The organism is Nonomuraea antri (genome assembly GCF_013283785.1).
GTDB classification, from domain to species: domain Bacteria; phylum Actinomycetota; class Actinomycetes; order Streptosporangiales; family Streptosporangiaceae; genus Nonomuraea; species Nonomuraea antri.
The window spans coordinates 1-12,881 of record NZ_JABCPZ010000010.1; the positions used below are offsets into that span (position 1 = coordinate 1).

The 12,881-nt window shown below is 66.0% G+C and carries 14 protein-coding genes; 3 read left to right on the top strand and 11 right to left on the bottom strand.

Features of this window, described 5'->3' with window-relative positions; translation table 11 throughout:
- Positions 1 to 71: 71 nt before the first annotated feature.
- The gene (locus tag HII36_RS05105; protein ID WP_173521872.1) at positions 72 to 218 is read left to right on the top strand and encodes a hypothetical protein; all 147 of its coding nucleotides are present in this window, start codon (positions 72 to 74) and stop codon (positions 216 to 218) included.
- 40 nt (positions 219 to 258) lie between these two features.
- On the opposite strand, the gene HII36_RS05110 is transcribed toward HII36_RS05105, so the two are convergent.
- Together HII36_RS05110 and HII36_RS05115 are read right to left on the bottom strand one after the other, a co-directional pair.
- Positions 259 to 846: a hypothetical protein gene (locus tag HII36_RS05110; protein ID WP_173521873.1), complete on the bottom strand. Its 588-nt coding sequence runs from the start codon at positions 844 to 846 to the stop codon at positions 259 to 261.
- The gene (locus HII36_RS05115; protein ID WP_173522001.1) at positions 833 to 1,168 is read right to left on the bottom strand and encodes an HU family DNA-binding protein; all 336 of its coding nucleotides are present in this window, start codon (positions 1,166 to 1,168) and stop codon (positions 833 to 835) included. Before HII36_RS05115 ends, HII36_RS05110 begins: the two co-directional genes overlap by 14 nt.
- A gap of 519 nt (positions 1,169 to 1,687) precedes the next feature.
- Between HII36_RS05115 and HII36_RS05120 the strand changes: the two genes are divergently transcribed.
- Complete coding sequence (locus HII36_RS05120) at positions 1,688 to 3,049, top strand: S1 family peptidase (protein WP_173521874.1); 1,362 nt, start codon at positions 1,688 to 1,690, stop codon at positions 3,047 to 3,049.
- A gap of 988 nt (positions 3,050 to 4,037) precedes the next feature.
- Here the strand turns inward: HII36_RS05120 and HII36_RS05125 are convergent.
- Positions 4,038 to 7,169, bottom strand: coding sequence for a DNA cytosine methyltransferase (locus HII36_RS05125; protein WP_173521875.1), 3,132 nt, complete (start codon positions 7,167 to 7,169; stop codon positions 4,038 to 4,040).
- Positions 7,170 to 7,656: 487 nt separating this feature from the next.
- Between HII36_RS05125 and HII36_RS05130 the strand changes: the two genes are divergently transcribed.
- Complete coding sequence (locus HII36_RS05130; protein WP_173521876.1) at positions 7,657 to 8,364, top strand: hypothetical protein; 708 nt, start codon at positions 7,657 to 7,659, stop codon at positions 8,362 to 8,364.
- A gap of 42 nt (positions 8,365 to 8,406) precedes the next feature.
- Here the strand turns inward: HII36_RS05130 and HII36_RS05135 are convergent, their stop codons facing one another.
- The 8 genes from HII36_RS05135 to HII36_RS05170 all read right to left on the bottom strand — a co-directional run bounded on the left by HII36_RS05135 (position 8,407) and on the right by HII36_RS05170 (position 12,877).
- On the bottom strand, positions 8,407 to 9,969 hold the full coding sequence (locus tag HII36_RS05135) for a DUF3560 domain-containing protein (RefSeq protein ID WP_173521877.1): 1,563 nt from the start codon (positions 9,967 to 9,969) through the stop codon (positions 8,407 to 8,409).
- 126 nt (positions 9,970 to 10,095) lie between these two features.
- On the bottom strand, positions 10,096 to 10,335 hold the full coding sequence (locus HII36_RS05140) for a hypothetical protein (protein WP_173521878.1): 240 nt from the start codon (positions 10,333 to 10,335) through the stop codon (positions 10,096 to 10,098).
- Complete coding sequence (locus HII36_RS05145) at positions 10,335 to 10,982, bottom strand: hypothetical protein (protein ID WP_173521879.1); 648 nt, start codon at positions 10,980 to 10,982, stop codon at positions 10,335 to 10,337. The genes HII36_RS05140 and HII36_RS05145 overlap by 1 nt, the downstream gene beginning before the upstream one ends.
- An 85-nt stretch (positions 10,983 to 11,067) precedes the next feature.
- The gene (locus tag HII36_RS05150) at positions 11,068 to 11,355 is read right to left on the bottom strand and encodes a hypothetical protein (RefSeq protein ID WP_173521880.1); all 288 of its coding nucleotides are present in this window, start codon (positions 11,353 to 11,355) and stop codon (positions 11,068 to 11,070) included.
- A gap of 19 nt (positions 11,356 to 11,374) precedes the next feature.
- Positions 11,375 to 11,545, bottom strand: a complete 171-nt coding sequence (locus HII36_RS05155; protein ID WP_173521881.1) for a hypothetical protein — start codon at positions 11,543 to 11,545, stop codon at positions 11,375 to 11,377.
- The gene (locus tag HII36_RS05160) at positions 11,542 to 12,027 is read right to left on the bottom strand and encodes a hypothetical protein (protein ID WP_173521882.1); all 486 of its coding nucleotides are present in this window, start codon (positions 12,025 to 12,027) and stop codon (positions 11,542 to 11,544) included. The genes HII36_RS05155 and HII36_RS05160 overlap by 4 nt, the downstream gene beginning before the upstream one ends.
- On the bottom strand, positions 12,024 to 12,470 hold the full coding sequence (locus HII36_RS05165) for a hypothetical protein (protein WP_173521883.1): 447 nt from the start codon (positions 12,468 to 12,470) through the stop codon (positions 12,024 to 12,026). The genes HII36_RS05160 and HII36_RS05165 overlap by 4 nt, the downstream gene beginning before the upstream one ends.
- Positions 12,467 to 12,877 carry a hypothetical protein gene (locus HII36_RS05170; RefSeq protein WP_173521884.1) on the bottom strand — a complete coding sequence of 137 codons (411 nt, stop codon included), beginning with the start codon at positions 12,875 to 12,877 and terminating at the stop codon, positions 12,467 to 12,469. Before HII36_RS05170 ends, HII36_RS05165 begins: the two co-directional genes overlap by 4 nt.
- Positions 12,878 to 12,881: the final 4 nt, after the last annotated feature.

Genomic DNA, 12,881 nt, shown 5'->3' on the forward strand with positions numbered 1-12,881 from the left:
GGGATCGTCGGCAGCGTCAGAAGTGTATAAGAGACAGGCCCGGCACACCCCGCGACCGTCCCGTAGCGCCGATGGCCACGATCCGGCTCAAACGCAACACCCGGGCAAGGCTCGCCGCCGCCAGTAAGCAGGAAGAGATGGGCGGCATGGCCGCCATCAACGACGCCATGGAGGCGTACCTGGACGAGCTGGACCTGGAGGAGCACGACTCCGAGTAGCGGCACATCCAGGGCTCTACGCCCGGCCGGCGGCAGCGGGTCATCCGCGTCGACGACATGAACGCTTCGCCTTCGGCGCGGCAGGCAGGCCGATGCCGTACTGAGCGGCCTTGCCTGCCCAGTGCTGGACCGCCTGCTCAGGGTTCGCCGCAGGCCGGTTCTCCTGCACGTACTCGCGCACGGTACGCCGGAACTTCGGGTCGTCGAACCGCTGCTTGAGACGCCCGAGCTGTTCGGCGTTGAGCGGGTCTGGCTTGCCGACGTCGAGCGACCGCGCCAGCAGCGTGTGCCCCTCCGCGTCCGACAGCAGCCCCTCCTCTGGGCGGCAGCCGTACGGGCACGGCATCGACTCAACGGCGCCCCAGAGGTGACAGGACATCGGCCGGATGTCGTACACGCTGCACTGCCCATCCGCGAGTGCCGGACAGGAGTAGTCCCCCGTCTCGATGAGCTGGGCCAGCGCGTCCCGGTGGTGCGGGATCTTCACGCCCCGCTCGCGGATCCGCTGGTGCTCGCGCGGGTTCATCCCGACCGGGCCGCAGCTATCGACGCACAGCCCCTTGCACCCGGGCTGCGGCACCTTGGCGTACAGCTCGTCGAGGGCGGCGTCCATGTCAGATCGCTTCATTCGGTGTCCTTCGCAAATGGAAACGTCGGCGGTCCGCGCCCCCGCAGCGGACCGCCGACGAGCTGGTGCTACTTGTGACGGCGGCCTTGACCTTCGTGGCCGCCCTGAACCGCATGACCCACTTGCCGAGCACCTCGACCACCTCGTTGGTGTTCGGGTTCCGGCGGGCCGTGGCCTTGTGGTAGCTGCGGTCGAACACGCCGAGTCCGCCGATGCGCACCTCACCGCCGCCGACCACGGCGCTGACGGTGATCAACGCCTCAACGCCTCTCTTTGCGGCCGCCTTTGCCTGGCGCGTCCGTGCGGCAGGCGTACTCCTCAGTCTGTTCTGCCTTGTTCATACTCCACTCCCCGATTCGACGGTCCTGTTCTAGAGAACGGTAGAGCCCGCGCCGGGCGTGTCTGACACTCCAGCTGCGTCAGACGCTCATTCTCGGGCACGACCTGTCACACGGCCTCCCACCATGTGCGCAGGATGGTCTCGCTGCCGGTCAGGCGCCGTGGACGATGGCGGCCAATTCCAACCGGGTCGAGGGAGTCGTTGAGCTACGACCCGGGGGCCCCTTCGCGGCCCGCCAGGTGGTGCCATACAACGTCGAGTTGACATTTACATGTTGATCGTCGTGGTCCTGACCACCCCAAATATCATTCCGTCATAGAGGAGACACACAATGGGACGGCCGACAATCGCGGCATCGAGGAGTGCACCCCTTCAAGACGGTTACCTACAGCGATCGTACCGATCCAAAATGCGCCGACCAGAGTCGAGGCCAACTGATCCCTTGATATTTCCGTATTTCAACCTAAAGTAGTGATCACAGGCCGCAATCGAAGGAGACACGTGTTACGCAGAACAACGGCAGCAATTACGTTAGCGATTGGGCTGACCGCAGTCCCCGCATCGGCCCACGCTTCTTCCAATGATCCCATCGTAATCACTGGGTCGCCGGTGGAAAGACCAACGCTGGAGCGGCTCAAGGTAAAGGCTGCTCAATCAGGATCCTCTCTGGAGGAAGCGATCGAGCAGTACGCGACAGAGGCGAGCGCCACTGCCACCGTCAAGCCGAACTGGCCCGACGGGCCTCCCGGACGTCCAGAGGTGAGCATCGATGATCTGGACCTAACCGAGATAGACGATCTGAAGGGCCTCGCCAAGACGATGGGCATGAGCCTGGAAGAATCCATCGACCGATGGGGATGGTCGGAGACTTTCCGCGATTTTTCAAAGAATCTCCGAAATCGATTCCCCGGGGAAGTCGCCGCCCTCGCCATTGTCGACAATGGACGTGGCGCAGCAGTGGGGTTCAAGGGTTCCATTCCGTCCAATGTGGCCGAGTTGGCCAAGTCCCTGCCAGTACGGGTGGAACTGTCGGACAATAAAGGTTACACCGAACAAGAATTCCATGACGCGGTAACACGGGCAAAAGAGACCGTGACAGCACAACCCGAGGTCGAAATAGCCGAAGTTTCGGACGCGAACCCCGTGACCGGCGAAATCACGCTTAAGTTCAAGGCGAAGGCGGCAGTTCGCTCAACAGTCTCCATCGAATCCCTGCAAGCACGGACTCGGGATGCTGTGGCACTCGCCACAATCCGCGTGGGCGTCATCAGTGACGACACCCTCACAGGACGCGTCCTGGAGGATCAGTACATTCGGGGCGGTGGCTGGCTGGAACAAACCCTGGGCACACACCACTGCACGTCTGGCTTCAACATCACCAATGGGACGACCCGCAGGTCAAGCACTGCAGAGCATTGTGCGGACGCAGAGTACCTCTGGTACAACAATCACCCCACACAGGGCGGCGATCATACCACCATTTCACGGATGTTCCGGTCACCCACATATGATGTCGCGAGCTACAACCAGGGAGGCAAGACCCTTACTCGCACATTCTATGCCGACCTCAACGACCCGCGATACGCTGACGGCTGGAGTTATCCAGGCATCGGGGACCCCGTTTGCAAATACGGCCGTGAAACCGGTCATACATGTAGCTACGTCGCTCATTACTCTGGCAGCGATGGAGTGTGGGTTACGGAGCACGACATCTCGACTGGCGGCGACAGCGGAGGTCCGTGGTTCTACAATAGAATAGCGTACGGGATTCACATGGGCAAAGTCGGCGGACTTTCTTCGTTCACTTCGGTAGCGACCGTTTACAGTCCATGGGGCGCCAACTGGACCGTGTGGACCCGTTAGAGAGTAAACTTCGGCGCCGCTCCAGCCAAAGGAACGGCGCTGAAGCCCCTAATCGAGCACGAAATCGTCGTTCAAAACGAGCAGTGAATCAGCACCTTGCAAGCATGGCGCAGGAATGTCGACACTCCGGAACTCCTCAGCTCTGGCCGACACCGCCCCGCCAGACACTGCGAAGTGGTCTCCTTCGAGAAGAAGCGAACCGTTCTTTAGACGGACACCTCGCTTCCCACGAGCCACCAGGGGCTCCACACCTTTGGGCCACACAATTGCCGCGTGTCGACCTTTCGCCGGCCGGTCCGCCATTGCGAGACATCTCCCCTTGGCTACGTACATGAGGACACCGGAAACCGAAGCCTCCATGGCAGTAGGAAATTCATGGATTAGAATCCTAGGATCGGTTCCGATGTAGCGCACGAGAGGCTTAGTCGCCTCTTTGCCGTCACTTGCGGAACCTGAGCTACAGCCCGCAAAGAGGACGTACGACATCAAAATACCGATGACACCAATGCTGCGGATCCTCGTTCGGGAAATCAACGCTGCTACTTCCTGACATCGTGCAGGCGCGTCACTTGCGACTAGACCGGCTTATTGTACCCGGAGCGAGGCACCAGCGGAAGCTTGTGATTGCAACTCCGTATTGCGGAAATCCCGCCTCTCACCCGCTATCCGTCAGAGGCTTGTGGTGCGTGAGTGGCTTTGCGGTTGAACCTTGATGCCCCCTACACCGTCGAGACCTGCCATTGGTTGACACTGCGGAGGGCGCCGAAGGCTACGGGGTCCAGTGCGCTGCTCCTTTCTAGTTCGTCGGGGCGCGCCGCCCCTTAAGAAGAGGCAGCAGGCGGGATAAGCGCCGTCAGACTGGGACGGAGGGATCGAGGTCGCGGTCATCTGGACGACGTGGCGGGTGGCCATGTCGGTCTCCTTCGGTTTGAAGCGAGGCCCTGCCCGCTGAGCGCGCAAGGCCAATTGTGGTTCCGCTATCGACGGGTCAAGCTACGAGGTCGTAGTCGAACCTGGAGAGCTCGATACCTAGGAACGCCTCGATGAGGGCGCAGGTCAGGATCTCGGCCATGGGCGGCGGTACCGCGTTGCCGATCAACTTGACCTTGTCGCGGGCGGTGTCGGCGACGAACACGTACCGGTCCGGGAACGACTGTGCCCGCTGCAACTCCGGGATCCGAAGCATCCTGAACAGGATGGACGACACGTCGATCTGCCCGTCCGGGGTGAGCAGCGCCCACCGGTCTCGGGTCGGGATCGTCCCCAGCGGCTCGTGCACGCTCTGCGTGCGCCCGTTGCCGTAGTACGCCATGAGCAGCGTCTCAGGCAGGGGCAGGCCGGGCGGCGCGGTGAGGAGCGACTGGTGCCCTGCCGTGGTGACGGTGCGCATGTGCTCGCTCGCCGGGGTGACGTGCTCGCGCCCGTCGCCCCTGCTGCCGTTGTTCCGCATGAGCAGCGCTGGCGGCGGGAGCCAGCCGGGAGGGACGCCGAGCCCGTGGTGGAAGCCGCCGGCCGTGACCGCGTGGGCGGGGTCATCGAACGCGGGCCTTGATTTGAACTCGTCGCCACCGCCCCGGAACGGGAACACCAGCGGCAACATGCCGTCCTTGACGGCCGGGTCAGTAGCGAGCCCGTGGTTGGAGCCGTCCGAGACGAGGGTCGCCAGCGGGTCCGTGGTCGGGTCGGTGTTACGCGGCCGACCCGACCTCATCAGCGACAGGAACGAGGGGAACGCTCCTGATTGCGCCTCCGGCGGGAAGGCGATGCCGTCCTCGTTCCGGGTGGTGCTGGTCCGCTTCGGCATGCTGACCGGCCGCGCCGTCTTCCCGTCGCGGCCTTCGCAAGGCACGACGAGGGCGTTCGCTTCGCGGGTGGTGAGCGCGAGGATCGGCTCGTCCACTCCCCTGGGCCCGTCGTTCCAGGTGCCGCCCGCGGGGACGGTGAACGGCTTGATCCAGTGCTCCTCGACCCCGGCGCGGATGCGGGCGATCGTCTTCGGCGCCAGGCCCTCGGGCTTCTTCTTCGTCTTCTTCCGGGAGCCGATCGGTGTGCCGAGGTCGGACCAGTCGATCGTGTACGCGGCCGGGAGCACCGGCGGTTCGATGATCTGCCCCTGGCAGGCGACCTCGGGGCACACCCACACGTATTGGCCGGTCTTGATGCCGTAGACGCCCATGTCCACGCCGCGCTTCTTCCACGCGCGGACGGCCTGCACCCATCCGCCGTGGCGGGGGCAGAAGCAGTGTGGGTCGAACCACTTGCGGTAGTTCGGCGTGCGACCCACGGACTCGTGGATGCCGGAGATGAGCATGCGGTCGCGGGACTGCGGCGTCGGCAGCGTGGTCCGTCCCTGCACGTGCGCGGCGTTGACGGCGTGGATCTGGATGATGTAGCCGAGCTTCCGCAGCTCCCGGATCCATCGGTCCCAGTGCGCCCACAGACGGGCCTGCACAACGTTCTCGACGCCGAACCCGAGCACCGGCTTGCCGTGCTTCTCCTGGCAGTGACGCAGGTAGGTGACGACCTCCTCCATCAGCGCCCGCGACCGGATGCGGGTCTTCTGGTGCTCGGTCAGGTCGTCCAGGTCGTCGGCCCACAGGGCCATCTGGTTTTCCTTGTCGAAGTACCGCGTCTCGCCCGAGGCCGTGGAGAACGCGGGGCAGTTGTGGACGGTGATGCCGTCCGCGACGTACGACTCGTCGTCGGCGACGTGGATGTTGTAGACCAGCTCCAGACGTCTGGTGCTGGCCGGGTGGTGGGTGTTCGACCAGCGGTGGCCTTCGGCTTCGGCGTACTGGGAGCGCTGCGGGCCGGCTGTGATCCAGGACACGGTCCAGGTCGGCCGCTCGTTGACGGGCCGTCCGTCGATGATTCGTTGCCGATTGCGGGCGGGCTGGTAGCCGAGGTTGGCGACGTGCCCGAGCGAGTTGGCCAGCATCCGGATACCGATGGCCAGCTTCTTGGACACGGTGGACGCCCTGGTGTACTTCGCGTCAATGCAACCGTCCGCCGACAGGTAGCCGTCGAGCAGCGCCTCACGCCACGCTCGTGGCATGGTCATCGCCCAGGCGGGGATGGTCTTGCCGTGGGCGTGCTGCCCGAAATGCTCGGCCATCCACTCGACCAGGCCCCGGTGTGACGCGACGAATCGGGCGGCGGTCTTGGTCCGGCCTCGGTTCCAGGTCAACTCGTGGAGGGCGTCGAGCTTCTGGGCTAGGTCCTCCACCTCGTGGTAGCCGCAGGTGATGGCCAGGTCGTACCGCCCGTGATCAGGGTTGCGGCGGACGCTGGCCCGCCTGCAGCGGTCCGAGCAGAACAGCCGAACACGGCCCGTGGTGCTCTTGCCGTGCTGCCTTGTCTTGCCGCCGCATATGACGCACGACGATCCAGCCGGCTGGGAGCGTCGGCGCAGGCTGGGGTCGAGCTTGGTTGATCGCTTAGCTCGCAGCCAGCCGTCGCCGACCCACCGGCCGACCATCCACCAGAACTCCGGCGTGAACTCCATGCCGCGCCCGCCGACCTCCGGCACCGGCAGAGGTTCGCCGAAGTCGGTCGGGGTCGCCCACCAGGTGCCTGGCCCGAGGTCCTTCGCTTCGGTCCATTCGGACTCGTCAGCGACGGAGTGCCGGTACGTGCGAGCGTCGTTGTCCCATACGCGGCTGCGCTTTCGGGTGTAGAAGGGGTGCTCGGCGGTGGTTTCGATGCCCTGATGGAATCCCTTGCCGGACACGATGACGGTGGGAGCGAGCTTACGCATGGTGCCGGTAACCAGACGCCAGCGGCGCTGGTGGGTGAACACCTCGTCGCCTTCGCGAACCTCCTCGATGGGGACGAGGCCGCGACGGGTGAGGATGAGCGTGCCCGCGACGAAGCACGCCGGCGAGGCCCAGAAGAAGCTGGCGTAGGGGAACTTGTCGATGGCGTCAGCGGCCTGGACGTCGCCGAGCCAGAAGTTCACGTTGGGATGGTTCTTGACGTACGTCCACTTCGCGGGCTTGGCGTGGTTGGCTGCGAACTTGATTTTGGTGCCGGGGACGGCAGCGATCCCGGTTCCGGATCCGCCACCGCCCGCGAACATTTCGACCACGTCGATGTCGTCGGGGAAGAGCCGGTTCAGCACCCGGACTCCCTGCAGGACGACTCCTCGCAGACGGCACGCACGTGCCGATACACATGGACGAGCGCCTGCGCGGAGTGATTTTGGGCAGGGGGTACTGCAGAGTGGCAATTCATCTGTGGTGTTACCTTTCGCAACAAGCGAGGGGGTAGAACGAAAGCGAGAGCTGGGTGGCCCAACGGAGCACGGCCAGCCATGCCTTCTCGGAGGAGAGATAGGCCTTGTCGTTCGCCAAGGCGGGCGCGGCGGTCAGGGTGTGCTCGGGCCACGTGTAGTACGGGTTCCGGGCGCGCAGCCATATGCGGTGGTGGCGGCTGTCTACATCGACCTGGCGAGCGATCAGATGTGAGGCCCGATCGACACAACAGCGGTTCGTCACGCGCTGGATCTCTCTAATGACGATCTTCAGCCGGATCTGCTGATTTCAGACGCGTCCACCCGGCGACGGGAGAGAATCTAGGGCATCCCTCACTACATCCACGGAGGTCGAATGTCCAAAGACGAACCGTCTGGCCGAAATGTCTCGAACGTCGGCCTTGGCAACCACGCAGCTGGTGAGCAGGCCAACTACCAAGTAGTAAGCGATCAGCAGGTGCACATCCGAGCGCATGATGGTGGCACGGTCAACATCATCACTGTCCGGAGTAACGAGAACCTACTGGAGACATTCCCAGGATTGGTGCTGATCAGTGTCTTTCTAGAGGATGCAGCGGACGCGGAAGTGATCGAGGATGCGGTTCGAGCGGCCGCAGAGCAGCTTGGCCTCGATATCGTCGCGGACAGCCCCCCGATTCTCGGATCCTGGTTCAAGCGCATGCTCGCTCGTGGAAGGGCCGAATTCACCGAGGAGAGGATCCGCGCAACTATCGAGGGCGCCGTCCGCGCAGTGGAACTGGAGCAGGTCGAGAAGAGACAGGCCCAGGTGAACGCGACCAACATAGGTGCGGTCGCTGAGCTCATCGAGAAGCTGAACGACACACCCGCCGCAGTCGTACAGATCGGCTCGCTGATCCTAATCAAGGAGCCTGAGACGCTGGTGGTACGGGAGCTCACACCCCTAGAGCAAGCCACGTTGCGAGATAATCCAATCCTCCTCAAGAATGCGCAGGCAGCGGCGGCAGTCCTTAACTCTGGACAAAGAGGGAGTACCAACGTCACGATCGAGCAGCCACCGGCGGCGCCTCAGATCGCCGGATAATCATGGCCCCCACCTGAGGAGGGGGCCATGTACGGTCGGCGGCTACTGCTCGGCGGGGATGACCACGACGACTGTGCTGACGCCGGTCGCTGGGGCGAACGAGTTCTCGGGCAGTTCCTCGAACCAGCCGTCGCGCTCCTCCACCAGGGCGCGGAACTGCTCGGCTGCCTTGGACTGGTGGTGCAGCACCCCGGCGGCCATCACCGCGACGAGGCGGCCGCCGGGATTGAGGAAGCGCAGCGCGTGGCGGACGTGGAGGATGTCCTTGCCGCCGGAGAACGGCGGGTTCATCACGATCCGGTCGTAGCTCTCCTGCTCCACCTGCTCCACCTGCTCCAGGTCGAGGAAGTCCTGGCGGCGGACGCAGTTCACGCCGGGAACGCGCTCAACGAGGACGTTCGCCAGGCCATTGTCGATCTCCACGCAGTCCACGACCGCGCCGAGCACAACAGCCGCCAGAGCGATGTTGCCGGTGCCCGCGGAGGGTTCGAGCACGGTCATGCCGGGCTCAATCTCGGCCAGCCCCAACAGCCTGTCCACCACGGTCGACGGACTGACGAACGCTTCCCGCCCGGCACCCACCTGCATGTTGCTGACGGTCTGCGCGGCCGCCTGCAGCCGCTCCGTGTCGAGCTTCGCCACCTCGACCTTCGGCCTGGCCGGGGCCTTCTTCGCAGGCCGGCTGGTCGTAGTGACTGCGGGCCCGTTCTCGCCGTGCGGGCAGTCAACGCGGCGGATGTCGGTGAACTTCACCTTGTCGGGCCAGGAATAGCCGGACTCGACGGCGACCGTGACCGTGTTGACCTTCACCACGGTGCGCGCCCGAATCCCCCAGTAGTGCACGACATCGCCGACGTGCACGTTGTGCTTGTCCCACATGACGTACTCGCCCGCCTCGATCGCGGCAGCGAGCTGCGCCCGGTCGTATTCGAGCTGGTTCTCAAGCTGCGCTTTACGGGCGAGTTGCATCTCCCGGTAGTCACCCTGGGCGGGCGCGTGGTCCTCGATGTAGCGCGGGTTACCTGCGTAGTCGAGGTGCCTGCGCTCGTAACCGTCCAGGTTCTTTTGGATCTGGCGTAGCTCGGCTTCGGCCCTCTCGATCCGGCGCCTGGTCACGGCCGGAGTCGCCGAGCGGGCCATCTGGCGGCCGACCGCATTCGCACGGTCGGCAGCGCTCTGCGCCGCCTTGTCCTCGTCGATGCTCTTGCGCATCGCGGCGTCCATGCGCTTCCGGTCGCGCCGTGCGCCCCGCTCGGAGTGATGGCCGACGAGGATCGGCTGGCCAGCCGCGAACCGCTCGCTGATCTGATGCGCTCGGTCGTGCGCGGCCGCTGCCTCGCCGGCGTGCCGCTCGGCCTTTCGCTCCAGCGCGTCGCGTCGGTCGTCGAGCCGGTCGGCTCTGTCTTCCAGGACCTGGGCGCGGTCGCGGTGCTCGTCGTCGATCTCGACTTCGACCTCGAACCCCGCCTCGCGCAGGGCCTTCGCCGCGGCGTTGATAGCCCAGCGGTCGGCGACCCTGTCCCGGCTGTTGCGGAGCCCGATCATGCGGATGGAGGGGAAGAACTTGAAGTTGCCGTTCTCCCACTTGCGGATGAGGTCGTACACGCCGTCGCCCTTGCGGGTGCCGTAGACGAGCGTGCCGTCCTCGTGGTTGTGCTTGATCGTGATCAAAGTTCCTCGCTTCATGCGAAGCGCAGGACGGCCACCCGCCGCCCTGCGCGGGGGTGGTGACTACTGCTGGGGGCCGTGCTCGCAGTCGTGGAGCAGGTGGTCGTCCATCGCGGCGTCGAGCAGCGCGATGCGGGTCGTGCCGCTCTCCCACGCGGCGCTGACCCGCTGGCGGCACAGCGGGCAGTCGACCTGGAACTGCCGCCCCTGGCCGGGGCTGGCCGGGATGTCGTAGTAGCCGTACGCGCGGGCGTTGCGGGCGAGCTGGCGGCGGCCCGTCCTCGTCTTCGGGTCGAGGTTCATTAGTCGCCGCCCTCGGCCTCGTCGCCGTCGAGGAGCTGGGCCTGCATCACCTCGATGACGAGGTCTCGGGGCGGCTTGGAGCCCGGCCGGAGCGCGAACACCGCGCACGTCGGCGGGCATTGCGTGGTGCGGTCGTCCTCACCGGTCGGGGTGGTGCCGCAGTGCGGGCAGGCCGCAGCCGGCCGCGTCTGGGCGACGTCGAACGTGCCGCGCTTCACGTAGTAGCGGGGCCTGCGCCCGGTGGACTGCCAGCCTTCCTCGGCCAGTTCCTTCTCCTTGGCGCGTTCCTCGTCGGTCTTCTTCCCGCCGATGTGCCGCCAGGTCCCGAGCGACGTCTCCCCCGCGACCACGCACCGGCCGACGCTCAGCCAGTAGTCGAAGCCGCCGCACCAGGTGAGCGGGCGACGCTGCGCGGCGAGCAGCGCCACGTTCTGCAGCGAGTACCCCGGGTCGTCGCTGGCGGGGTCGTACTTCCAGCCGAGGCTTGCCGCGATCGAGCGGAACTGCTCCAGCTCGGCCGGGTCGGACAGGCACAGCACGGCGTAGGCGTGCAGCACCTCCCGGGCGGCGGTGCGGTTGGCGGCGCTGCGGTCCTTCTGCGCCTGCGTGACGCGGCGACGCTTGCCGCGTTGTTTGGTGGTCGCCATGAATATTCTCCCTGTTCAGGTCTCTGATTGCGGTTCCGCTGTTAGCAGGCTGACCCCGCCGTTTGGCGGGGCCAGTGTGTGGGGGTTAGTCCCAGGAGACGATCTCGAAGTCGTCTGGGAGGCTGACGCGGCGGCTGCACACGTCGCACTCGAAGCCGTCGCCCTCGAACGTGCTGTCGCCGCAGTACGCAGCGATTGCGCCGGGACCGACGATCTCCAGTTCGTTGCTGCGGGTGGCGACGTCCAGCTCGACGATCTGGTCAACCGCCCCGCAGTCGGGGTGCGGGCAGACCAGCACGCCGTCACGCACCAGCGCGTGAGGCTCGTCCGGGCCGAGGACGACGCCTTCGAGCGCGATCGCGTCCGGCGCCATGAATACCGGGATCGCCAGCTCAGATCCGGGCCCAGGCTCCATCTCTCACCTCCAGGTGCCAGATGGTGCCGGTCGCGGTGTGGCGAGCCTTGATGAGGCGGCCGCCCTCTCGGACGCGCAGCACAACGTACGAACCGTCCCGGCCCTCGACGACGTCCTCGACATGGACGGGCGCAGCGTGCTGGGTCACCGCTGCGTCTCCGGCCCGATCGGGAGGCCGTACCGGGCGTCGGGCGGTCCGAGGATCACCGTCACGCCCAGCTTGGCGGCGCGGGCGAGCGCGGCCGGCCCGTCCCCGGCCCACTCGCGGACCCGCCACTTGCCGCGGGTCTGGTCGCACAGGGCGTACTCGCCGTGCTCCTCGATGCGGTCGCCGTGGTGGCCGGCCGCGATGGGGCCCATCGGCCGGTATCGGTGGGTGCCGTCCGGCAGGGTCACCTTGTGCGAGCCGTGCGGCATGCAGTGGTTGCACGGCATGCAGGTGGCGGTGAACAGGTGATGATAGGTGCCGATCACCCTCTCCGTGCCCTCGATGCCCTTGACCTTCGGGCAGCCGGGGACGTGGAAGACCTTGCCGTGCGGGCCGGGGCCGAGCACGTACGCGTGTTCCCCGTCCGGGTCCCGGTAAATGACGTGGTTGAGCAGCGCCACCGTCCGGCGGATCGGCTTCACACCGCCACCTCGTCCTCAGCGTGGACAAACGTGGTGAACGGCGATCCCACGCTGCCGTCGTCGTAGCGGACGACGAGCCGGACCTTCACCTCCCCGTCCGGCACGATGTCCTCCACCACCCCGGCCCGATCGCCGACGATGACCCGCTGTCCCCACCGGAACGCCGCCATCTGCTCCCGGTTGCCCCGCAGGTAGACAGACACCATGGCGAGGGGCAGCATGCCCGCGGGCGCGGTCTGGCCCGGGTACTGGAGGGCGGCTGCCAGCGCGGTGGATCCCTGGAAGGCGACGACGATCTTCCAGTCGTCGCGGATCAGGACCAGCTCGGTGGAGCTGCCGCCGGTCGGGGCGGTCGTGATCGCCCACCCGCACGCCCGCGCCTTCATGCTGATCACGCTGTGGCTGGTGATCGGGTTGACGGCGGGTCTGGCTCTCTTGCTCATGCGTTTCCTCTCGGGATCGAGTCGGACACGGCTCGGGCCGTGTCGTAGATGGGGTCGGGCAGGTCTGTGGGGGCGCCGCAGTGGCATAGGCCGGTGATGACGACGCCGCCGCGCAGGTCGAGCCACCACCGGTTGGAGGCGGGCCCGAAGTACCGGTCGAGCAGCAGCCCGGCGATGCGGTTGCGCGGCCGGTCGCCGGGGTGGGCGAGCTGGCCGACGATGAGGCGCAGGTGCGGGTACACCTCGACTTGGGTGATCTCGGTGTCGGTGTCGCCATCGCCGAGGGTGAGCACGCCCGACAGGTAAGGGTGGTCGAGGCGGCCGCCGTCGTCGGCCGTCAGCAGCGGCACCCGGTCACCCCAGCCCAGGTCGGTGGTGAGCAGTAGCCCGGTCACGGTGCTGGTCACGGCG

Bases quoted from the DNA above. Each gene is read 5' to 3' on its own strand.
- HII36_RS05105 (WP_173521872.1), top strand. From the start codon at position 72: ATGGCCACGATCCGGCTCAAACGCAACACCCGGGCAAGGCTCGCCGCC.
- HII36_RS05110 (WP_173521873.1), bottom strand. From the start codon at position 846: ATGAAGCGATCTGACATGGACGCCGCCCTCGACGAGCTGTACGCCAAG.
- HII36_RS05130 (WP_173521876.1), top strand. From the start codon at position 7,657: ATGTCCAAAGACGAACCGTCTGGCCGAAATGTCTCGAACGTCGGCCTT.
- HII36_RS05140 (WP_173521878.1), bottom strand. From the start codon at position 10,335: ATGAACCTCGACCCGAAGACGAGGACGGGCCGCCGCCAGCTCGCCCGC.
- HII36_RS05145 (WP_173521879.1), bottom strand. From the start codon at position 10,982: ATGGCGACCACCAAACAACGCGGCAAGCGTCGCCGCGTCACGCAGGCG.
- HII36_RS05150 (WP_173521880.1), bottom strand. From the start codon at position 11,355: ATGGCGCCGGACGCGATCGCGCTCGAAGGCGTCGTCCTCGGCCCGGAC.
- HII36_RS05165 (WP_173521883.1), bottom strand. From the start codon at position 12,470: ATGAGCAAGAGAGCCAGACCCGCCGTCAACCCGATCACCAGCCACAGC.